19 protein-coding genes and 1 pseudogene are annotated in these 20191 nt (G+C 72.7%); 13 read left to right on the top strand and 7 right to left on the bottom strand.

Annotated features, from left to right (window positions below; all coding sequences use genetic code 11):
* Positions 1 to 168 precede the first annotated feature (168 nt).
* From ACZ44S_RS05025 to ACZ44S_RS05010, 4 genes are all read left to right on the top strand, one after another.
* A complete protein-coding gene (locus ACZ44S_RS05025; RefSeq protein WP_466924474.1) occupies positions 169 to 1767 on the top strand; it encodes an FAD-dependent monooxygenase in 1599 nt (532 codons plus the stop codon).
* Positions 1768 to 1825: 58 nt separating this feature from the next.
* Positions 1826 to 3040, top strand: coding sequence for a 3-deoxy-7-phosphoheptulonate synthase (locus ACZ44S_RS05020; protein WP_466924472.1), 1215 nt, complete (start codon positions 1826 to 1828; stop codon positions 3038 to 3040).
* Positions 3040 to 4257, top strand: a complete 1218-nt coding sequence (locus ACZ44S_RS05015; RefSeq protein WP_466924470.1) for a DegT/DnrJ/EryC1/StrS family aminotransferase — start codon at positions 3040 to 3042, stop codon at positions 4255 to 4257. Before ACZ44S_RS05020 ends, ACZ44S_RS05015 begins: the two co-directional genes overlap by 1 nt.
* A gap of 108 nt (positions 4258 to 4365) precedes the next feature.
* Positions 4366 to 5370, top strand: coding sequence for a beta-ketoacyl-ACP synthase 3 (locus tag ACZ44S_RS05010; protein WP_466924467.1), 1005 nt, complete (start codon positions 4366 to 4368; stop codon positions 5368 to 5370).
* Positions 5371 to 5400: 30 nt separating this feature from the next.
* On the opposite strand, the gene ACZ44S_RS05005 is transcribed toward ACZ44S_RS05010, so the two are convergent.
* Complete coding sequence (locus ACZ44S_RS05005; RefSeq protein ID WP_466924465.1) at positions 5401 to 6225, bottom strand: response regulator transcription factor; 825 nt, start codon at positions 6223 to 6225, stop codon at positions 5401 to 5403.
* Between the two features lie 50 nt (positions 6226 to 6275).
* Positions 6276 to 7163 (bottom strand): ParB/RepB/Spo0J family partition protein, encoded by an 888-nt coding sequence (locus ACZ44S_RS05000; RefSeq protein ID WP_466924464.1) that lies wholly within the window; start codon positions 7161 to 7163, stop codon positions 6276 to 6278.
* Between the two features lie 441 nt (positions 7164 to 7604).
* Between ACZ44S_RS05000 and ACZ44S_RS04995 the strand changes: the two genes are divergently transcribed.
* Positions 7605 to 8519 carry a HipA family kinase gene (locus ACZ44S_RS04995; protein WP_466924462.1) on the top strand — a complete coding sequence of 305 codons (915 nt, stop codon included), beginning with the start codon at positions 7605 to 7607 and terminating at the stop codon, positions 8517 to 8519.
* Between the two features lie 43 nt (positions 8520 to 8562).
* Here the strand turns inward: ACZ44S_RS04995 and aceB are convergent, their stop codons facing one another.
* Both aceB and ACZ44S_RS04985 read right to left on the bottom strand, forming a co-directional pair.
* On the bottom strand, positions 8563 to 10188 hold the full coding sequence (aceB, locus tag ACZ44S_RS04990) for a malate synthase A (protein ID WP_466924459.1): 1626 nt from the start codon (positions 10186 to 10188) through the stop codon (positions 8563 to 8565).
* Between the two features lie 188 nt (positions 10189 to 10376).
* Positions 10377 to 10976 (bottom strand): nucleotidyltransferase family protein, encoded by a 600-nt coding sequence (locus tag ACZ44S_RS04985; protein ID WP_466924457.1) that lies wholly within the window; start codon positions 10974 to 10976, stop codon positions 10377 to 10379.
* 205 nt (positions 10977 to 11181) lie between these two features.
* On the opposite strand from ACZ44S_RS04985, the gene ACZ44S_RS04980 reads away from it, so the two are divergent.
* Complete coding sequence (locus ACZ44S_RS04980; RefSeq protein WP_466924455.1) at positions 11182 to 11496, top strand: DUF5955 family protein; 315 nt, start codon at positions 11182 to 11184, stop codon at positions 11494 to 11496.
* Positions 11497 to 11527: 31 nt separating this feature from the next.
* Here the strand turns inward: ACZ44S_RS04980 and ACZ44S_RS04975 are convergent, their stop codons facing one another.
* Positions 11528 to 12334 (bottom strand): IclR family transcriptional regulator, encoded by an 807-nt coding sequence (locus ACZ44S_RS04975; protein WP_466924452.1) that lies wholly within the window; start codon positions 12332 to 12334, stop codon positions 11528 to 11530.
* A 241-nt stretch (positions 12335 to 12575) separates the two neighbouring features.
* Here ACZ44S_RS04975 and allB point away from each other — a divergent pair, with 241 nt between their 5' ends.
* Both allB and alc read left to right on the top strand, forming a co-directional pair.
* On the top strand, positions 12576 to 13916 hold the full coding sequence (allB, locus tag ACZ44S_RS04970; protein ID WP_466924450.1) for an allantoinase AllB: 1341 nt from the start codon (positions 12576 to 12578) through the stop codon (positions 13914 to 13916).
* Between the two features lie 32 nt (positions 13917 to 13948).
* Complete coding sequence (gene alc / locus ACZ44S_RS04965) at positions 13949 to 15025, top strand: allantoicase (protein ID WP_466924447.1); 1077 nt, start codon at positions 13949 to 13951, stop codon at positions 15023 to 15025.
* Between the two features lie 328 nt (positions 15026 to 15353).
* On the opposite strand, the gene ACZ44S_RS04960 is transcribed toward alc, so the two are convergent.
* Positions 15354 to 16118 carry an SDR family oxidoreductase gene (locus tag ACZ44S_RS04960; protein ID WP_466924445.1) on the bottom strand — a complete coding sequence of 255 codons (765 nt, stop codon included), beginning with the start codon at positions 16116 to 16118 and terminating at the stop codon, positions 15354 to 15356.
* Positions 16119 to 16301: 183 nt separating this feature from the next.
* On the opposite strand from ACZ44S_RS04960, the gene ACZ44S_RS04955 reads away from it, so the two are divergent.
* Positions 16302 to 17192 (top strand): universal stress protein, encoded by an 891-nt coding sequence (locus ACZ44S_RS04955; RefSeq protein WP_466924443.1) that lies wholly within the window; start codon positions 16302 to 16304, stop codon positions 17190 to 17192.
* A gap of 21 nt (positions 17193 to 17213) precedes the next feature.
* Here ACZ44S_RS04955 and ACZ44S_RS04950 read toward each other — a convergent pair whose 3' ends face one another.
* On the bottom strand, positions 17214 to 17414 hold the full coding sequence (locus ACZ44S_RS04950; RefSeq protein ID WP_466924441.1) for a hypothetical protein: 201 nt from the start codon (positions 17412 to 17414) through the stop codon (positions 17214 to 17216).
* A 180-nt stretch (positions 17415 to 17594) separates the two neighbouring features.
* Between ACZ44S_RS04950 and ACZ44S_RS04945 the strand changes: the two genes are divergently transcribed.
* The 4 genes and pseudogenes from ACZ44S_RS04945 to ACZ44S_RS04930 form a co-directional block, all read left to right on the top strand.
* Positions 17595 to 18845, top strand: a complete 1251-nt coding sequence (locus ACZ44S_RS04945; RefSeq protein ID WP_466924439.1) for a sensor histidine kinase — start codon at positions 17595 to 17597, stop codon at positions 18843 to 18845.
* Between the two features lie 94 nt (positions 18846 to 18939).
* Positions 18940 to 19614 carry a response regulator gene (locus ACZ44S_RS04940; RefSeq protein ID WP_466924437.1) on the top strand — a complete coding sequence of 225 codons (675 nt, stop codon included), beginning with the start codon at positions 18940 to 18942 and terminating at the stop codon, positions 19612 to 19614.
* A 46-nt stretch (positions 19615 to 19660) separates the two neighbouring features.
* Positions 19661 to 20089, top strand: coding sequence for a PaaI family thioesterase (locus tag ACZ44S_RS04935; RefSeq protein WP_466924434.1), 429 nt, complete (start codon positions 19661 to 19663; stop codon positions 20087 to 20089).
* A 7-nt stretch (positions 20090 to 20096) separates the two neighbouring features.
* Positions 20097 to 20191 (top strand): annotated as a pseudogene (locus ACZ44S_RS04930) (thioesterase); the annotation flags it as partial.

Genomic DNA, 20191 nt, shown 5'->3' with positions numbered 1-20191 from the left:
CGCGCGGAGCACCGATCCGAGACTGCGTACTGACCGCCGCGTCCGCCCACCGGGAGCGTGATCACGGGCGGGTCCGGCCGAGCAGGACACCCAGCACAGCACAGCACACCGACCGACCACGGACCGCGTGGAGCGGTCGAACCGACCCAGCGCGCTTGGAGGGCAATCGTGGAGCCGGTACCGGTACTGGTCGTGGGCGCGGGCCCGATCGGGATGGTCGCCGCCCTGGCGCTCGCCCGCCAGGGCGTCCCCTGTGTGCTCGTCGACCAGGGTCTCGAGACGTCCGTCCATCCCAAGCTCGACTACGTCAACAGCCGCAGCATGGAGTTCTTCCGCCGGCTCGGCCTCGCCGACGACATCCGCGCGGCCGGTGTCGCTCCCGGACACCGGGCCGACGTGATCTGGTCGACGGGCCTCGCCGGTGAGCCGATCACCACCTGGCGGCTTCCCTCGGTGGACGAGGAACGGCGGCGCATCGCGGAGCGGAACGACGGCACCCAGCCCGCCGAGCCCGGCCAGCGCATCTCCCAGATCGAGCTGGAGCCGGTGCTGCGCGCGCACTGCCGGCGCGAACCGCTGGTCGACCTGCGCTGCGGCCTGCGGTTCGACACCCTCACCCAGGACGACGAGGGGGTGACCAGCCGTCTGGTCGACGTCATGACCGACGAGGAGGTCCGGCTCCGGTCCCGCTACGTCATCGGCTGCGACGGTGCGTCGAGCCGGGTCCGCGAGGTCACCGGCATCGGCGAGCAGGGCTTCGACGTACCCGCGCTCCCCGGTGCCTTCATGGTGCACTTCAAGAGCCGGGACCTGGACACCCTGCACCGGCACGGCCGGTTCTGGCACTACTTCGCCTTCCGGTACGTCATCATCGCCCAGGACGAGGTCGACACCTGGACGGCCCACGTCAACGGCATGGAGCCGGATGAGTTCGACACGCCCCCGACGGACCCGGCGGCCTTCCTGCGGGAGACGATGCGCACCGAGCTCAAGATCGACAAGGTGCTGCTGACGTCGCGCTGGCGCCCCGGATTCATGATCGCGGACCGTTACCGCGCTGGACGGGTCCTCCTCGCCGGCGACTCCGCCCACCGCATGTTCCCGACCGGCGCCTACGGGATGAACACCGGCATCGGCGACGCGGTCGACGCGGCCTGGAAGACCGCTGCTCTCGTCAAGGGCTTCGGCGGCCCGGCCCTGCTCGACAGCTACCAGGCGGAACGCCACCCGGTGGGCCTGCGCACCCTGCACACCTCGCACCGGCACCTCGGCGTCCATCTGAAGGCGGGGACGCTGCTGCGTGAGGGCGCCCCGCCGGCCGCCGTGGGCTCCTACCTCGACGCCGAGCGGGGTGAGAACGAGTACCGGGGGATCGAACTCGGCCAGCGCTACCACGACTCGCCCGTCATCTGCCACGAGGACGGCCCCGAACCCGCGTGGAGCCCCCGGGAGTACACGCCGACCACCTGGCCCGGAGGCCGCCCGCCGGGCTTCCTCCTGGGCGGTGGCACCCCGATCCTCGACCGTTACGCACACTCCTTCACCCTGGTCGACTTCGCCGGCGACGGCCGGGCGGAGCCGCTCCTCGACGCGGCGGCCGCCCAGGGACTCCCGGTCGCCCACACCGTGGTCACCGATGCCGGCGCCCGGCAGATCTGGGAACGGGACCTCGTCCTCCTGCGGCCCGACCACCACGTGGCCTGGCGCGGGAACAAGCCGCACCCGGACCCGGCCGCCGTGATCCGGCGGGTCAGGGGTGCCGGGTGACCGGACACATCATCCGCACTCCTCCACTGGGCGGTGCTGATCCTCGACAGGAGCACACATGCAGCCATCAGGCGTTACGGCGGACGTCAACCACAGCGGGCCGTGGGAGGGCAAGCCGGCGGCGCAACAACCACAGTGGCGGGAGCACGCCGCCCACGAGGCGTCATGCCGTTTCCTGGAGTCTGCTCCGCCCCTGGTGACGGCCGCCGAGATCCAGCAGCTGCGGTGGTCGCTGGCGGACCTGCTGACGACCGACGCGCTCCTGCTCCAGCTGGGCGACTGCGCGGAGAGCCTCTACGAGTGCACCCCCCGGCACACGGCTCAGAAACTCCAGGTCATCGACCGGCTGGGGAGCCGGTTCAGCGAGCTCACCGGCCGGCGTGTGCTGCGCGTCGGCCGCATGGGAGGGCAGTTCGCCAAGCCCAGGTCACAGCCGACCGAGACCCACGGCGCGCTGGTGATCCCCTCGTTCCGGGGACACATGATCAATTCCGAGCTCGCCGTGCCGCAGACCCGGCAGCCCGACCCGCGGCGCATGGTGTGGGCGTACGAGGCCGCCTCCGCCGTGCAACGGGCGATGCGGACGCACCGCCGGGGAGACGGGCGGCCGCTTGCCGCGGACGGGCCGTGGTCGAGCCACGAGGCCCTGGTGCTGGACTACGAGTCCCGGCTGGTGCGCCGCGACCCCGAGACGGACCGGCTGTATCTGGGCTCCACCCACCTGCCGTGGGTGGGGGAGCGGACCCGCCGGCCGGACCAGGCCCATGTCGCCCTGCTCTCCGCCGTGGTCAACCCGGTGGGGTGCAAGATCGGACCGACCGCGACGGCCGACGAGGTCCTGCGGGTGTGCGAGGTGCTCGACCCGCGGCGCGAACCCGGCCGTCTCGTCCTGATACCGAGGATGGGCCATCACCGGATCCGGCAGACCCTGCCGCCCCTCGTCCGGGCGGTGGCGAACGCCGGACACCCGGTGGTGTGGCTGAGCGACCCCATGCACGGCAACACGGTGACATCCGGGCTCGGCCTCAAGACGCGCCATCTGTCCCATGTGATCGCGGAGGCGCTGCGGTTCCGCGACATCGTCGAGGGGCTCGGGCAGCACGCCGCGGGCCTCCACATGGAGGTCGCGGCCGACGACGTGACCGAGTGCATCGGCGGGCCCGTGGAGAACGAGGACGGACTGCTGCGGCACTACACCACCCTGTGCGATCCGAGACTCAACGCGGACCAGGCCACCGAGCTCATCGAGGCGTGGGCCAAGGGAACGGGGTGATGAAGGTGATTCCACTGGTGCAGGCGAGTCGTGGCGAGCGAGAACTGGCCGCCGTCGCCGAGGTGTTCGGCGCCGACGGGCAGGCAGGCCGGCCGGCGGGGGAGCTGGAGGCGGAGCTGACCGGCCGCTACGGGGCCGCCGACGCGCTCGTGGTGAGCGACGGTGCCGCGGCGCTCGGGCTGGCCCTGCTCGGGCTCGGCGTCGAGCCGGGCGACGAGGTCGTCGTCGCCGACTACGGGTTCCCCGCCCCCGCCCACGCGGTGCGCGACGCCGGTGCCGTACCCCTCCTCGCCGACGTGCGCGCCGATACGGGCACCGTCGACCCCTGGGCGGTCGCGGACCTGATCGGCCCGCGGACCGTGGGCGTGATCGCGGTGGACACCGTCGGCCTGCCGGCCGACTACACGGAACTGAGGTGGGTCACCGACCACCACGGCCTGTTCCTCGTCGAGGACGCCACCTGCGCGGCGGGCGCGAGCTACAAGGGACGCCCGGCGGGCGCTCTCGCACCGGTGGCCTGTCTGTCGCCCCATGGGCACCAGGGGGCCGTGCGGGGTGAGGGCGCCGCACTGCTGACCCGCGATCCCGTCCTCGGGGCCGCCGCGCGGACCCGGCTGCCGGCAGCCCTCACCGGCCCCGCCGACGAGGCCCGCCTCCCGGCGCCGGCCTCCGGCGACCTCGCCCAGGACCGCCGGCCCTCCGACGTCGCCGCCGCGATCCTGCGGGTGCAGCTGGCCCGGACGGACGAGCTGCTGCGGCGCCGGCGCGCCGTGGCCGCCCAGTACGCGGCTCTGCTCGCGGACGAGGAACTGCTGGCGCTGCCGCATGTGCCGCAGAACCGCTGCCACGCATGGCAGTCGTACGTGGTGACGCTGGACCCGGGAGTGGACCGCGCCGCGGTCACCGCCGATCTGCGGGCGCGGGGCATCGGCTGCGGACACGGTGCGTGGGCCTCCCATCTGCTGCCCGCGTACGGGGCGTCGAAGCACGCCTGCCCCGTCTCGGCGGACCTGTTCCGGCGCAATCTCGCCCTCCCCATGCACGCCGAGCTCACCACGCGCCAGGTCGAACAGGTCGCGGACGCTCTGCGGACGGCGCTGCGGGCCCACCGGCCGGCGCCCACGGTCCAAACGGGTGCGGCGTTTCCCGGAGTTGACGCTTCTCTGACATTTCCCGGAAACCCCGCCGGCAGTGCGCACGGAATTGACGTTTCCTGACCTCGAATTGCATGCGCGGCTCTTCTCGGTTCCATGACCGTGAAAGAGAATTCTCCCACAGGCCGGCCCGCGAAGAAATTCCGTGGAAATCGTTCGTGGAGGAGCACGGTGAAACCAGAACTCGACGCCCCCGAAGGCGCCCGTTACGCGAGGATCATGGGAGTGGGCTCGTATCGCCCGCGTCGTATCGTCGACAACGAGGAGGCGTGCCGGCTCATCGATTCCTCGGACGACTGGGTGCGGTCCCGTACCGGAATCGTCACTCGGCGGTGGGCGGGCCCGGACGAGACCCTGGGCGTGATGGCGGAGCAGGCCGCTCTGAAGGCCGTCGCGGCCGCGGGTCTCAGCACCGCGGACATCACCTGCGTCATCGCCGCCACCTTCACCCATCTCAAGCAGACGCCGGCCATCGCGACCGAGATGGCGCACCGGATCGACGCCGCGCAGGCAGCCGCCTTCGACGTGTCGGCGGGCTGTGCCGGTTTCGTCCACGGGGTCGTGCTCGCGGCCGACTCCGTCCGCAGCCGCGGCGGCCACGTCCTGGTCGTGGGCGTGGAGCGGATGACCGACCTGCTGAACCTGCGGGACCGTTCCACGGCCTGCATCTTCGGCGACGGCGCCGGGGCCGTGGTGATCGGCCCTTCCTCGAAGCCCGGATTCGGGCCGGCGGTCTGGGGCGCGGACGGGTCCCAGGCGGACGCGATCGAGCAGAGCCTGCCGTGGGACGCGCTGAGGGACGGCATCGGCGACCAGCCCTTCCCGTATCTGAAGCAGGAGGGCCAGCGCGTCTTCCGCTGGGCCGCCTACGAGATGGCGGACGTCGCGAAGCGGGCCCTGGCCGCCGCGGGGATCACGGCCTCCGACGTGGACGTCTTCATCCCGCACCAGGCGAACGTCCGGATCATCGACACCATCGCGAGGCGGGTCGGACTGCCGGAGTCCACCGTCGTGGCCAAGGACATCGTGACGGCGGGCAACACCTCGGGTGCCTCCATCCCGCTGGCCCTGGACGCGGTGCTGTCCTCGGGGCAGGCCCGGAGCGGAGACCTCGCCCTGCTCGTGGGCTACGGGGCGGGTCTGTGCTACGCGGCGACCGTCGCCGTCCTTCCGTAGCCGCGCCGCCCTCGCCGGGAGCGGCGGGCCTCAGACCTCGGGTGCGGCGCCGGGCTCCGGGGCGCCGTACGCGGCGTGCCGCCGGCCCAGCCGGAAGCCGACGCCGCGCACGGTCACGATCCACTCCGGGGAACCGAGTTTGCTGCGGATCTTGCTGATGTGCGTGTCGATGGTCCGCCGCGACCACGCGTCCCCCCACACCTCCTGCATGATCCGCTGCCTCGGCAGGACGGCATCGGGCTGAGAGGCGAGAAGGTGCACCAGGTCGAACTCCTTGCGGGTCAGGTCGATCGGGCGGCCGTCCAGGCTGACCCGGCGCGCGGAGACGTCGATGAGCAGCGGTCCGTGCGCTATCACCGGCGGATCCGCCGCCGGTGCGCGGCCCTGGCTGCGGCGCATCACCGCTTCGATGCGCGCCACGAGTTCGCGGAAGCCGTAGGGCTTGACGAGGTAGTCGTCGGCTCCGGCCTGCAGACCGAGGACCCGGTCCAGTTCACTGCCGCGTGCGGTGACGACGATGATGGGGACGCCGCTGCCGGCGCGGATGCGCCGGCAGACCTCGAGGCCGTCGAGATCGGGCAGATCGAGATCCATGAGGACCATGTGGGCGTCCCCGCACGCGTCCAGGGCGGCCCTGCCCGTGGCCACCCGTTCCGCCTCGTGACCCTGCCGCAGCAGGCCCGTCACCAGGGCGTCCGCGCTCGCCGTGTCGCTGTCCACGACGAGGATGCGCCACGCGACGGCCGGCTGCGCGGCGTGGCCGGTGGCCCGCAGGCGGTCCGAACGCTCCGGCCGACGGTGGTCGTGCCCTGCGCGTGTCAGCGTCAGGTGCGGACGGTTGCTGGCATTGTTCACGCTTTCCCCCTCGCCGGGCCCACCGCCCGTGACATCCGCCGGAACCCCGCTCACGCCACTCCCGGCTCGGACGTCGTCCGGGCCCTCTGTTCGAGCTCCCGCGCGAACTCCAGCCATGCCCCGGCGCAGGACCGGGCCAGTTCGGCCATGGAGTGCTGCCAGTGCGGCGGCACGGCATCGATGAGTTCGCACCATTCGACGGGTTCGATCACATGGCCGTCGACCCACCGGACGAAGGCCCGGCCGTTCTGCGCGTAGCGCACCGCGGGGTCCCTGCTCAGACTGCCCACCACCGAGCGCCAGTCCGGGCCCCGGCGGGTACCGCCCGCGTCCTGCGGCGGCGACTCCGCCGGGCCGTCGGCGGACGGGGCGGGCTCCCGGGCGGGGCGGCGCTGCGACTCCGGGACCGGGTCCCGGCCCGCTCGCAGGCGTTCCCGCACGTCCCGGGCCGTCCCCACCGAGATGCCGGCCTCCCTGGCGATGGCCCGCAGCGGTGCGTCGGGCTTCCTGGCGAGGACCTCGCTCGCCCGGCGCCTGCCCGCCGCGGCGTTCAGGGGGCGGGCCCGTCCGTCCCTTCCGACCCGGCTGCCGTCATGCGCGGCAGGGAGACCGGACCGGCGCCGGATCGCCCCCACCGTCGTGTGGGACAGTCCGGTGGCGGTCGCGACGGTGCGGTCCGACCACTGCGGCCGGTTCGCGAGGATCCGTCGGGCCGCGGCCTCCCGGTCCGCCAGGGAGAGCGGCAGTCCGTGCCTGATGTTGGCGTCGACGGCACGGAGGAAGGCTTCGCCGTCGTCGCCCTCGAAGAAGGTGACGGCGATCGTCTCCTCGCCCCGGAGCAGCGCGGCCCGCACCCGGTGCATGCCGTCGATCACCCGCATCGTGCTCCGCTGGACGAGAATCGGGGGCAGATCACGCGCCGCCGCCAGTAATTCCACGTGTTCGGGGTTCTCCCCGGTGAGCCGGGGGGAATCGGCGGGAAGCAGTGAGGAGATCGGTACTTTTTGCGCTGGAAATGCGTTGTCGGCGGAGTTGTTTTTCGTTGTCCGGGCCTCTACATTGCTCCACATGCGATCATTCACCTGTCGGAAGGTAGGTTTGAGCGCGTAGGCGGAAGGCCGTCCGTCTTCCCTCGGTATCATGGCCATCCGTCCTCCGCCGCAGCAACACCACCAGGACTCCAAGGTGGGTAGTGGCCACTGCTCGATCGAGTAGTGGACGGGCCGGAAGGCTCTCGACCTGCGTCGTCACCGAATTCAGGGGAATGCGCCGTCCCTGTATTGCGCGGGGCCGGCCGGCGCTCTTTCCGGTTGTTGCCCCGGGTTACGATGCCTTTTCAGGTGTCACGCCGACGGCCGGAAGCAGGGGGCGCACGCAGGATGCTGAGAGAGGTCACCGCGGCCCGCTACGTCGCACCCCTGACATCGGGCGGTTCCGTCCCCGCCGTCGTCGAGGCCGACGACCTCGGGACGTACGTCGTCAAGTTCACCGGGTCCGCGCAGGGGCGCAAGGCACTGGTCGCCGAGGTGATCGTGGGGGAGCTGGCGCGGGCGCTCGGGTTGCGGTTCCCGGAGCTGGTGCTGGTCCACTTCGATCCGGCGGTGGCGGCCGACGAGCCGCACCAGGAGGTGCGGGAGCTGCACGCCGCCAGCGCCGGCGTCAATCTCGGCATGGACCACCTGTCGGGCGCGCGGGACCTCACGCCGGAGGTCGCCCAGGACTTCGACGTCGATCCGCTGGAGGCCGGGCGGATCGTCTGGCTCGACGCCCTGACGGTGAACGTGGACCGGACGGTCCACAGTTCCAATCTGGTGGTCTGGCCGACGCGCGGTGTCGCACCGGCACGGCTGTGGCTCATCGACCACGGGGCGGCGCTCGTCTTCCACCACCGCTGGGAGGGCTCCGATCCGGCCAAGGCGTACGACTTCCGTCACCACGCCCTCGGGCACTACGGGCCCGATGTGCGGGCGGCGGACGCCGAGCTGGCGCCGAAGGTGACCGAGGAGCTGTTGCGGTCCGTCGCCGCGGAGGTTCCCGAGGACTGGCTGGCGGGCGACTCCCGGTTCGCCACGCCCGACGAGGCACGGGAGGCCTATGTGGCGTACCTGCACGCGCGCGTGCGGTCGTCGGGAGCCTGGCTGCCCACCGACTTCCCCTCCGCCAGGACACTCGCGGAGGAGAACGCCCGGCGGGCGGCCCGGACGCAGCGGGGGCGTCCGGACTGGCTGAAACGCGTTCCAAACCTGCACGGAAAGCCGGCGGCGGAACGGGACTGGTCGGCGCATCTGGGGTGACGGCCGGGCGGCTCCGGAGGGCCGCCCGGCCGTCACCCGGGGCTCAGCCCCGGAGCTGCTCGTACGCCGGCAGGGTGAGGAAGTCGGCGTAGTCCTCGTCGAGGGAGACCTTCAGCAGCAGGTCGTGGGCCTGCTGCCAGTTGCCCGCCGCGAACGCCTCCTCGCCGAGCTCCGCGCGGATGCCCGCCAGTTCCTCGGCGGCCACCTTGCGGGCCAGCTCGGCGGTGACCTGCGCGCCGTTGTCCAGCACGACCTCGGCGTTGATCCACTGCCAGATCTGGGAGCGGGAGATCTCGGCGGTGGCCGCGTCCTCCATCAGGTTGAAGATGGCGACCGCGCCGAGTCCGCGCAGCCAGGCCTCGATGTAGCGGATCCCGACCTGCACGGCGTTGACCAGGCCCGCGTACGTCGGCTTGGCGTCCAGGGAGTCGACGGCGATGAGGTCCTCCGCCTTGACGTCGACGTCCTCGCGGAGGCGGTCCTTCTGGTGGGGCCGGTCGCCGAGCACACGGTCGAAGGACTCCATGGCGATCGGGACCAGGTCGGGGTGGGCGACCCAGGAGCCGTCGAAGCCGTCGTTCGCCTCGCGGTCCTTGTCGGCGCGGACCTTCTCGAAGGCCACCTTGTTGACCTCCGCGTCCCGGCGGGAGGGGATGAAGGCCGCCATGCCGCCGATCGCGTGCGCGCCGCGCTTGTGACAGGTGCGCACGAGGAGTTCGGTGTAGGCACGCATGAACGGGGCGGTCATGGTGACCGCGTTGCGGTCCGGGAGCACGAACTTCGGCCCGCCGTCACGGAAGTTCTTGACGATGGAGAAGAGGTAGTCCCAGCGGCCGGCGTTCAGGCCGGAGGCGTGGTCGCGCAGTTCGTAGAGGATCTCCTCCATCTCGTACGCGGCCGTGATCGTCTCGATCAGGACGGTGGCGCGCACGGTGCCCTGGGGGACGCCCAGGTAGTCCTGTGCGAAGACGAACACCTCGTTCCACAGCCGGGCCTCCAGGTGGGACTCCGTCTTGGGGAGGTAGAAGTACGGGCCCTTGCCGAGGTCGATCAGCCGCTTGGCGTTGTGGAAGAAGTACAGACCGAAGTCGACGAGCGCGCCGGGGACGGGGGTGCCGTCGGCGTCGGTGAGGTGACGCTCGTTCAGGTGCCAGCCGCGCGGGCGCATCACGACCGTCGCCAGCTCCTCATCCGGGCGCAGGGCGTAGGACTTGCCGGACCCCGGGTCGGTGAAGTCGATGCTGCGCGTGTAGGCGTCGATCAGGTTGAGCTGGCCGGTGACCACGTTCTCCCAGGTGGGCGCCGAGGCGTCCTCGAAGTCCGCGAGCCAGACCCGCGCGCCGGAGTTGAGCGCGTTGATGGTCATCTTGCGGTCGGTGGGGCCGGTGATCTCGACCCGGCGGTCCTCGAGGGCCGCGGGTGCCGGTGCCACCTTCCAGGAGTCGTCCGCGCGGACCGCGGCCGTCTCCGGGAGGAAGTCGAGCGTGGAGGTGCGGGCGATCTCGGCGCGGCGCTGCGCGCGGCGGGCGAGGAGCTCGTCGCGCCGGGGCGTGAACCGCCGGTGCAGCGCGGCCACGAAGGCGAGCGCCGGCTCGGTGAGGACCTCCTCCTGCCGGGGCAGGACCTCGGCGTCGACGATGGCCAGCGGGGACGGCGCTGGTGCGGACATCAGCTGTCACTTCCTTCGGCGTGCATGGCACCGGGTGCCGGTCGGCCCGGGCAGGGCTGCGGACGCCCGTACGGACGTCGGGCGCTTCTGATCAGTGGATAGTAGTTTCCTCATGGTGGAAGTTCAATGTTTTGTTGATGTCGAGATTCTCCGGGTCGAGGGAACCTGACGCCCGGTGCCATCCCGGCTCATTCCAGGTGCGCCAGATCGGCTTCGGTGTCGATGTCGTACCCCTCGGCCACGTCACCGCACTCGACGAGAGCCACCCGGTCCGCGTGCTCCTTCAGATAGGCGCGTGCCCCTCGGTCGCCGGTCGCAGTCGCGGCGATCCCCGGCCAGTGGGCGGCACCGAACAGGACGGGATGGCCGCGCACGCCGTCGTAGGCGGCCGAGACCAGGGAATGGTCGGACTCGTACGCGCCGAGTACCCGCGCGACCGCCTCCGGGCCGATCCCCGGCTGGTCGACCAGGCAGACCAGCGCCGCCCGCGCGCCCGTGCCGGCCAGGGAGTCCAGCCCCGCCCGCAGGGACGTGCCCATGCCCTGCTCCCACGCCGGGTTGTCGACGAGCACGCAGTCCGGCAGGGCGGCGCGGGCGCGCACCTCGTCCGCCCGCGCGCCGAGCACCACGTGCACGCGCGCGCAGCCGCCCGCGCGCAGGACCGCCGCCGCGTGCTCCACCAGTGGACGCCCCCGGTGGGTGAGCAGGGCCTTGGGCCGCCCGCCGAGACGTCGCCCCCCGCCTGCCGCCAGCAGCACTCCCGCGACCTGAGCTTCGTCGTCCGTCATGCGTCCTGCATACCCCACCCGCCGGGCGATGAGGGGGCGGCGCGGGAATGGATGCCCCGGGCCACGGTGTCACGCTGCGGAACAAGTCGATGACGCAGCGGACTGGCGCAAAGGCCCCGGGGTGGCGTTTACTGGCGCGCACCGGCCGGCGGGGTGCTGAGGGGCCGGCCGTGGACGCGCACGACGACGTGCCAGGGGGAGGACTGTGTTGCGGAGCGTGGAGCAGAGGCGTGTGCCCGGCAGTCAGGTGGACCCGCGGGTGACGGAGCTGCGCTCCGCCGTGTCCCGCTTACGCCGCCAACTGGCCGCCCATCCGGCGGAGTTCCGGGACCGGAGCATTGCTGAGGAGGAACTCGCCGCGCTGGCCGCGTTGGCCGCCGAGGACCATCCCGACATTCCCCGGCTGCGCCGTTGCCTGCTGCTGGTCGCGGGGGCGATCGGCTCGGTCAGCGCTCTGGGGCCGGGCGTGCGCGAACTCCGCGAGGCCGTTGACCTGTTCGGCCGGTCATCGCGCGGTTGACGCACATCCGTACGGGTGAGGCGCCGGGCGGTCAGGCGCCGGGGGCCGTTCCGGGGGTGGTGAGCGCCTGGGAGAGTTCCACCGCGATCTGCTGGAGCACCGGGACGATCTTCTCCGTCGCCGACTCCGTGACCCGGCCCGCGGGGCCCGAGATCGAGATCGCCGCCGCCGTGGGGGAGTCCGGCACCGGGACCGCGAGACAGCGGACGCCGATCTCCTGCTCGTTGTCGTCGATCGCGTAGCCCTGGCGGCGCACGTCCTCCAGCGCCGCGAGGAAGCCCTCCGGCGTGGTGATGGTCTTGTCCGTCGCGGCCGGCATGCCCGTGCGGCCCAGCAGCGCCCGCACCTCCTCCGGCGGGAAGCCGGACAGCAGGGCCTTGCCCACGCCGGTGGAGTGCGGCAGGACACGCCGCCCGACCTCGGTGAACATCCGCATGGAGTGCTTCGACGGCACCTGTGCCACGTACACGATCTCGTCCCCGTCGAGCAGCGCCATGTTCGCCGTCTCGCCGGTCTCCTCCACCAGACGGGCCAGATAGGGCCGGGCCCAGGTGCCCAGCAGCCGGGAGGCGGACTCGCCGAGTCGGATCAGCCGGGGGCCGAGCGCGTACCGGCGGTTGGGCTGCTGGCGCACGTAGCCGCACGCGACGAGCGTGCGCATCAGACGGTGGATCGTCGGCAGCGGCAGCCCGCTGCTCGCGGACAGCTCGCTCAGGCCGACCTCGCCCCCCGCGTCCGCCATCCGTTCGAGCAGATCGAAGGCGCGCTCGAGGGACTGCACGCCGCCACTGGCGGCGGACCGGGCGGAGTCGGTGGTGCTGGCGCTGGACGTCGGCACGGGCGCGTTCCTTTCGGGGCGGGCAGGAAGGGCAGAAGCCTACCCGGCGGTCGGTTGACTCCCTGCTTGTGCGTAGCTACGTTCTGCTTGTCGAAAGTCTAATTCCGCTTTGTGGAATCGTCCAGGGTTGACCGTCGACCCCTCCCTGCGGGAAGTGTGCCCTTGACGGGCTGGGGGTCGAGGGGAAGACTCCTTCAACAGAACGTTGAATTTCGTCAGGTGGAAGTTCAGGAGGATTCGGGTGTCCGACGCCGAACTGGTGCTGCGCTCGACGCGCGTCATCACTCCCGAGGGAACGCGCGCCGCGTCCGTCGCGGTCACCGACGGCACGATCACGGCCGTACGGCCGTACGACGCACCCGTCCCCGGGGGCGCACGCCTGGAGGATTTCGGCGACGACGTCCTGCTGCCCGGCCTCGTCGACACCCACGTGCATGTCAACGACCCCGGCCGCACCGAGTGGGAGGGCTTCTGGACCGCCACCCGCGCGGCGGCGGCCGGCGGCATCACCACGCTGATCGACATGCCGCTCAACTCCCTCCCGCCCACCACCACCGTCTACCACCTGCGCACCAAGCAGCGCGTCGCCGCCGACAAGGCCCACATCGACGTCGGCTTCTGGGGCGGTGCCCTGCCGGACAACGTCAAGGACCTGCGCCCGCTGCACGAGGCCGGTGTCTTCGGCTTCAAGGCCTTCCTGTCGCCCTCCGGCGTGGACGAGTTCCCGCACCTCGGCCAGGAGCAACTGGCCCGCTCACTCGCGGAGATCGCCGCCTTCGACGGCCTGCTGATCGTGCACGCCGAGGACCCGCACCACCTCGCCGCCGCCCCGCAGCACGGCGGCCCGAGGTACGCCGACTTCCTCGCCTCCCGGCCCCGCGACGCCGAGGACACCGCGATCGCCCACCTCGTCGACCAGGCGAAACGACTGGGCGCGCGGGTGCACGTACTGCACCTCTCCTCCAGCGACGCGCTGCCCGTGATCGCCGCGGCCAAGGCCGACGGCGTCCGGGTCACGGTCGAGACCTGCCCCCACTACCTCACCCTCACCGCGGAGGAAGTCCCTGACGGAGCCAGCGAGTTCAAGTGCTGCCCGCCCATCCGCGAGGCCGCAAACCAGGACCTGCTCTGGCAGGCCCTGGCGGACGGCACCATCGACTGCGTCGTCACCGACCACTCCCCGTCCACCGCCGACCTCAAGACGGACGACTTCTCGACCGCCTGGGGCGGCATCTCCGGCCTCCAGCTCAGTCTGCCGGCCGTCTGGACCGAGGCCCGCAGACGCGGCCACGGCCTGGAGGACGTGGTGCGCTGGATGTCGACGCGAACGGCCCGGCTGGCCGGCCTCGAAGCGCGCAAGGGTGCCATCGCGCCCGGCCGCGACGCCGACTTCGCCGTCCTCGCCCCCGACGAGACCTTCACCGTCGACCCGGCGGCGCTCCAGCACCGCAACCGCGTGACGGCGTACGCGGGAAGGACCCTCCACGGCGTCGTCCGGTCCACCTGGCTGCGCGGGCGGCGCATCGTGGCCGACGGCGAGTTCACCGAACCGAAGGGCCGACTGCTCACCCGTACCCACTGACACCGACACCCGAAAGGCAGGACCGGATCACCGTGACGGCGATCGAGAGCTTCACCGGCGACGCACACCCCTACAGCGGAGGCGACCCGTACGCGGACTACCGCACCGCCGACTTCCCCTTCACCCACCACGCCGACCTCGCCGACCGCCGGCTCGGTGCCGGTGTCATCGCCGCCAACGACGAGTTCTTCGCCCAGCGTGAGAATCTCCTGCTGCCCGGTCGCGCCGAGTTCGACCCCGAGCACTTCGGGCACAAGGGCAAGATCATGGACGGCTGGGAGACCCGGCGGCGCCGCGGCACCTCCGCCCAGGACCCCTGGCCGACGGACGAGGACCACGACTGGGCGCTGATCCGGCTCGGCGCGCCCGGCGTCGTCCGCGGCATCGTCGTGGACACCGCCCACTTCCGCGGCAACTACCCCCAGGCCGTGTCCGTCGAGGGCACCTGTGTGGCGGGCGTCCCGTCACCGGAGGAGCTGCTCTCGGACGAGGTGAAGTGGACGACGCTGGTCCCGCGCACCCCGGTCGGCGGCCACGCGGCCAACGGCTTCGCCGTGACGTCCGAGGAGCGCTTCACCCACCTGCGCCTCAAGCAGCACCCCGACGGCGGCATCGCCCGGCTGCGCGTGTACGGCGAGGTCGTCCCGGACCCGGCGTGGCTGGCCGCGCTCGGCACGTTCGACGTCGTCGCCCTGGAGAACGGCGGCCGGGTCGAGGACGCCTCCGACCGCTTCTACTCACCGGCCACCCACACCATCGCGCCCGGCCGTTCCCGCAAGATGGACGACGGCTGGGAGACCCGGCGCCGCCGTGACCGCGGCCACGACTGGATCCGCTACCGGCTGGTGGGGCGGGCGCGGATCCGGGCGCTGGAGATCGACACGGCGTATCTGAAGGGCAACAGCGCCGGCTGGGCGTCGGTGTCGGTGAAGGACGGAGACGACGGCGACTGGCGGGAGATCCTGCCCCGCACCCGCCTCCAGCCCGACACCAACCACCGCTTCGTCCTCCCGGACCCCGCGCTCGCCACTCACGCACGCATCGACATCCACCCGGACGGCGGCATCTCCCGCCTGAGGCTCCACGGCACCCTGACCGACCAGCCGTAACCGCGGGCAACCGTGCCGCCGCAGATGCGGGCAGTCCATGCCGCGTAGCTGCGGGCTGTCGTGCCTCCCCCAGTGCCTCAAGGGCCTGGGAGGTGCCCCCAGGGCGATGGGGGTCCCCCCGCTCGAGCGAAGCCGAGAGCGGGGGAGGGTGGGCGGTGGGGGTACCTCCCGCTCATGGGGGTCCCCCCGCCCGAGCGCAGCCGAGGGTGGGGGAGAAGTCGAGAGTGGGGGAGGCACCCGGCAACGCCGGCGGAGCAACCCCGTACGGCGGCCACCACAACGGCCGCCGTACGTGGGGGGACCTGTAACGCGCCCCCCGTGGCGCCACTCACGCCGCATGCCCCCCGTCCACCGCAAACTCCGCCCCGGTCACATACCCCGCCCCCGCCAGATGGGCAATCGTCGACGCCACCTCCTCCACCGCCCCGAACCGCCCCAACGCCGTCATCGCCGCCTGCCCTGCCGCATACGGTCCGTCCGCCGGGTTCATGTCCGTGTCGATCGGCCCCGGGTGGACGATGTTCGCGGTGATCCCCCGCTCACCCAGCTCCCGCGCCAGCGCCTTCGTCAGCCCCACCAGCGCCGACTTGCTCATCGCGTACAGCGTCCCCCCGGGCCCCGGCACACGCTGGGTCATGCACGTACCGACGGTGATGATCCGCCCCCCGCGCGGCATGACGGCGGCCGCCGCGCGGGACGCCAGGAACACCCCGCGCACATTCACCGCGAGCACGCGGTCGACATCGGCGAGGGACAGCGTCTCCACCGGGCCGAGCACGCCCACGCCCGCGTTGTTCACCAGGATGTCGAGCCGGCCCAGCTCCCGCGCGGCGGCGGTCACCGCCCCGGCCGCGTCCTCCGGGTCACCGGCGTCCGCGCGCAGCGCCACCGCGCGGCGCCCCAGTGCCTCCACGGCCCGTACGAGCTCCTCGGCCGCCTCCTTGCCGTTCACATAGGTCACCGCGACATCCGCGCCCTCCCGCGCGAGCCGCAGCGCGGTCGCCGCCCCGATCCCCCGGCTGCCGCCGGTGACCAGGGCCGCCTTCCCGAGCAGGGTCTTCTCCGAAACGTTCACCAAGCTCTGATGCGTCATGCGTCCATCCCAGTGCCCCCGCGCCCCGGTTACCGGCGGCGAACGGACGTCGACCTCCCACCCCGCCCCGCCGCCCTTGCTGAGGGGCCGTTCGGCCCTCACCGCGCCCCAACGGCCCCAGGACAGCCAAGGGCGGCCGGGGGATTCTGGACGTGGCAAGAACACCCAGCCGCATGAGGAGGCATGGTGAACGGTCTCGTGGTCGTGGGCGTGGACGGTTCCGCGTCGGGGCTCGCCGCGGCGGAGGTCGCCGCGCGGGAGGCGGCGTCGCGAGGGGCGGGGCTGCGGGTGGTGCACGCATGCCTCTGGCCCGCGATGCACGTGCCCATGGGACCGTCGCCGATGGGGCCGCCGGAGGGCGGGCTGCGCACCATGGTCGACCGCTTCATGGCCGAGGCGGTCGAACGGGCCCGCGCGGCGGCTCCCGAGGTGGAGATCGACCAGGTCGTGCTGACCGGTGAGCCGTTGACGGTCCTGGAGGCACAGTCGCGCGGCGCCGAGCTGGTGGTGGTCGGCTCCCGGGGCATGGGCGGGTTCGTCGGCCTGCTGGTGGGGTCGACGGCGGTGCATCTGGCGGCCCACGGCCGCTGTCCCGTCCTGGTGGTGCGCGAGCAGCCGGCGGCCGACGGCCCGATCGTGCTGGGCGTCGACGGCTCGGACGCCGGACGCAAGGCGGTGGAGTTCGCCTTCGCCGAGGCCGCCCTGCGCAAGGCGCCGCTGGTGGCACTGCACACCTGGACCCCGTGGAACGCGCCGCTGCCCCCGCCGCAGGACGCGTCGGAGCCGTACGCCAACCCGCCGGGAGCGCTGGGCGAGGAGGAGGAACGTCTGCTCTCCGAGGCCCTGGCCGGCCACCGGGACCGCTACCCGGACGTGGTGGTCGAGCAGCGGACGGTGCGCGGCGGCGCGCGCGAGGCACTGATCGAGGCGAGCCGGTCCGCCCAGCTCGTCGTGGTCGGCGCGCGCGGACGGGGCGGCTTCGCCGGGCTCCTCCTGGGTTCGGTCAGCCAGGCCCTGCTGCACCACGCGCACTGCCCGGTCGCGGTGGTGCGGGGAGCGGGGGAGCGGGACTGAGGGCGGCGGACCCGGGGCAGGTCAGCGGGCGTTCCGGCTCTCCGCGGCCGCGATCAGGGCGCCGCCCAGCACCAGCAGGGCGATGCTCGCGAAGAGCTCGTTGCCGTCGAGGAACCCGAACCGGTGGACGATCCCCCAGTCCCAGCCCGCGAACTCGCTCACCAGACCCGCCACACCCTGCACCCCGGCGAGGAACCCCAGCACTTCCAGCGTCTGCTTCATGCCACCGACTCTCGCCCCGCGCACCGTCCGCCCGCATCGGCCGTGGGGCGCGGCGCGGCCCGACCAAGGACCGTGATCCGGTCCTGCCGGAGCGCCGAAAGTCTGCGGTGCCGCGACTTTGGTAGCCGATCCGTCCCGCGACGCGATGCGCCGGGCGACCTCTGCGTAGATTTGTCGACCGTGACTGGTGACAAGGCGGCGCAGACCGCCCCGGTGTTCACGGGGCCACGATGGTTCTTCCCGTCCGCCCTCATCCACGAACTCGACCCCGACGCGCACTGCTCCGGGCGGCGTCCCCGCCGTACCGCGCGCGACTGGGTCGTCGACTTCGCCTGCTTCGTGCTGGCCGTTCTGGTGGGTCTGGCGGGTGCCGAGAGCCTCGCCGGCAACGACTCCGTCCCGGAGCCGCTGGCCCTGACCGACCAGGTGATCGGGGCGCTGTCCTGCGCCGCGGTCTGGCTGCGCCGGCGGTGGCCGTTCGGTCTGGCCGCGGCCATGGTTCCGGTCAGCTTCGTCTCGGAGACCTCCGGCGGAGTCGCCCTGATCGCCCTCTTCACCCTCGCCGTGCACCGGCCCTTCCGGTACGTGGCCTGGGTGGCCGCTGCCCAGATGGTGTTGGTGCCGCTCTACCTCTGGTGGCGTCCCGACCCGGACCTGCCGTACCTCGCCGCGCTCGTTCTCTTCGTGGTGCTGACGGCCGCCGTCGTCGGCTGGGGCATGTTCGTCCGGTCCAAACGGCAGCTGATGCTGAGCCTCAGGGACCGGGCCCGGCGGGCCGAGACGGAGGCACGGCTGCGGGCCGACCAGGCTCAGCGGCTGGCGCGGGAGGCCATCGCACGGGAGATGCACGACGTGCTCGCGCACCGGCTGACGCTGCTGAGCGTGCACGCGGGCGCGCTGGAGTTCCGGCCCGACGCACCGCGCGAGGAGATCGCACGGGCGGCCGGGGTGATCCGGGAGAGCGCGCACGAGGCGCTGCAGGACCTGCGGGAGATCATCGGCGTGCTGCGGGTCGGCGACTCCGACGACGCGGGCCGGCCGCAGCCGACGCTCGCGGCCCTCGACACCCTGATCGCCGAATCACGGCAGGCCGGCATGAAGGTGACCCTCGACCAGCGGGTCACCGAGCCGGCCGCCGTCCCCGCCTCCGTCGGCCGCACCGCCTACCGGATCGCCCAGGAGTGCCTGACCAACGCCCGCAAGCACGCCCCCGGCACGGAGGTCACCGTGACGGTCACCGGAGGGCCCGGGGAGGGCCTCGCCGTGACCGTCCGCAATCCCGCTCCGGAGGGCGGCGTACCGCACGTTCCCGGCGCCGGGCAGGGCCTGATCGGGCTCACCGAGCGCGCCACCCTGGCGGGCGGCACCCTGGAGCACGGACCCACCCTCGCCGGCGGGTTCGAGGTACGGGCGCGGCTGCCGTGGGCGTGAACCGGTACCGGGGCCGGGACGGTGCGCCCCGGCCCCGGCGGGATCGGACCGCCCGTGTGTCGCCGCCCCGCCCGGCCGTGATTACGTACCGCCCATGACTGCCATCAGACTGCTCCTCGTCGACGACGACCCGCTGGTACGGGCCGGGCTGTCCTTCATGATGGGCGGCGCCGACGACATCGAGATCGTCGGCGAGGCGGCCGACGGCGGCGAGGTCGAGGCCCTCGTCGACCGGACCCGGCCGGACGTCGTCCTCATGGACATCCGGATGCCGACGGTCGACGGTCTCACCGCGACCGAGGCGCTGCGCCGCCGCGAGGACGCCCCGCAGGTCGTGGTGCTCACCACCTTCCACGCCGACGAGCAGGTGCTGCGGGCGCTCCGCGCGGGTGCCGCCGGCTTCGTGCTCAAGGACACCCCGCCCGCCGAGATCCTCGCCGCGGTGCGCCGGGTCGCGGCCGGTGACCCGGTGCTGTCGCCCACGGTCACCCGGCAGCTGATGGCCCACGCCGCCGGCACCGGAACCGACATGCGGCGCACGCGTGCGCGGGCGCGCATCGAGAACCTCAACGACCGCGAACGCGAGGTCGCCGTCGCCGTCGGCCGGGGCCTGGCCAACGCCGAGATCGCCGCGGAGCTCTACATGAGCGTGGCCACGGTGAAGACCCACGTCTCCCGGATCCTGGCCAAGCTCGACCTCAACAACCGCGTACAGATCGCCCTGCTCGCCCACGACGCCGGCCTGCTGGAGGAGACCGACAGGCCCTGACCCCCGCCCCGGTCACCCACCCACCGCCTCGAGGAGCCCACGTCCCATGTCCGCGTCCCCCGCACTCGACCTCGACACCGCCCGGCAGGCCCTGGACAGCCAGCCCTTCAGCAGACTCCTCGGCGCCCGGCTGACCGCCTTCGGGGACGGCGGGGCGACACTGGAGATCGACATCCGCGAGGAACTCCACCAGCAGAACGGGTTCCTGCACGGCGGCGTCCTCTCCTACGCCGCCGACAACGCCCTCACCTTCGCGGCCGGTGCCGTTCTCGGCCCGCACGTGCTGACCGGGGGCTTCTCCGTCCAGTACCTGCGCCCGGCCACCGGCCGTGCCCTGCGGGCCCGCGCGGAGGTCGTGCATGCCGGCCGGCGCCGGGCCGTCGTCCGTTGTGACCTGCTCACCCTTGACGCCGACGGCGTGGAGACGCTGTGCGCGGTCGCGCAGGGCACGGTCCTGCCGGCCCCCTCGCCCTGACCCGCGCCCGCACGTGCTGACCGGGGGCTTCTCCGTCCAGTACCTGCGCCCGGCCACCGGCCGTGCCCTGCGGGCCCGCGCGGAGGTCGTGCATGCCGGCTA

The organism is Streptomyces malachitofuscus (genome assembly GCF_055571035.1).
This window is presented reverse-complemented; position numbering and strand designations above follow the sequence as displayed.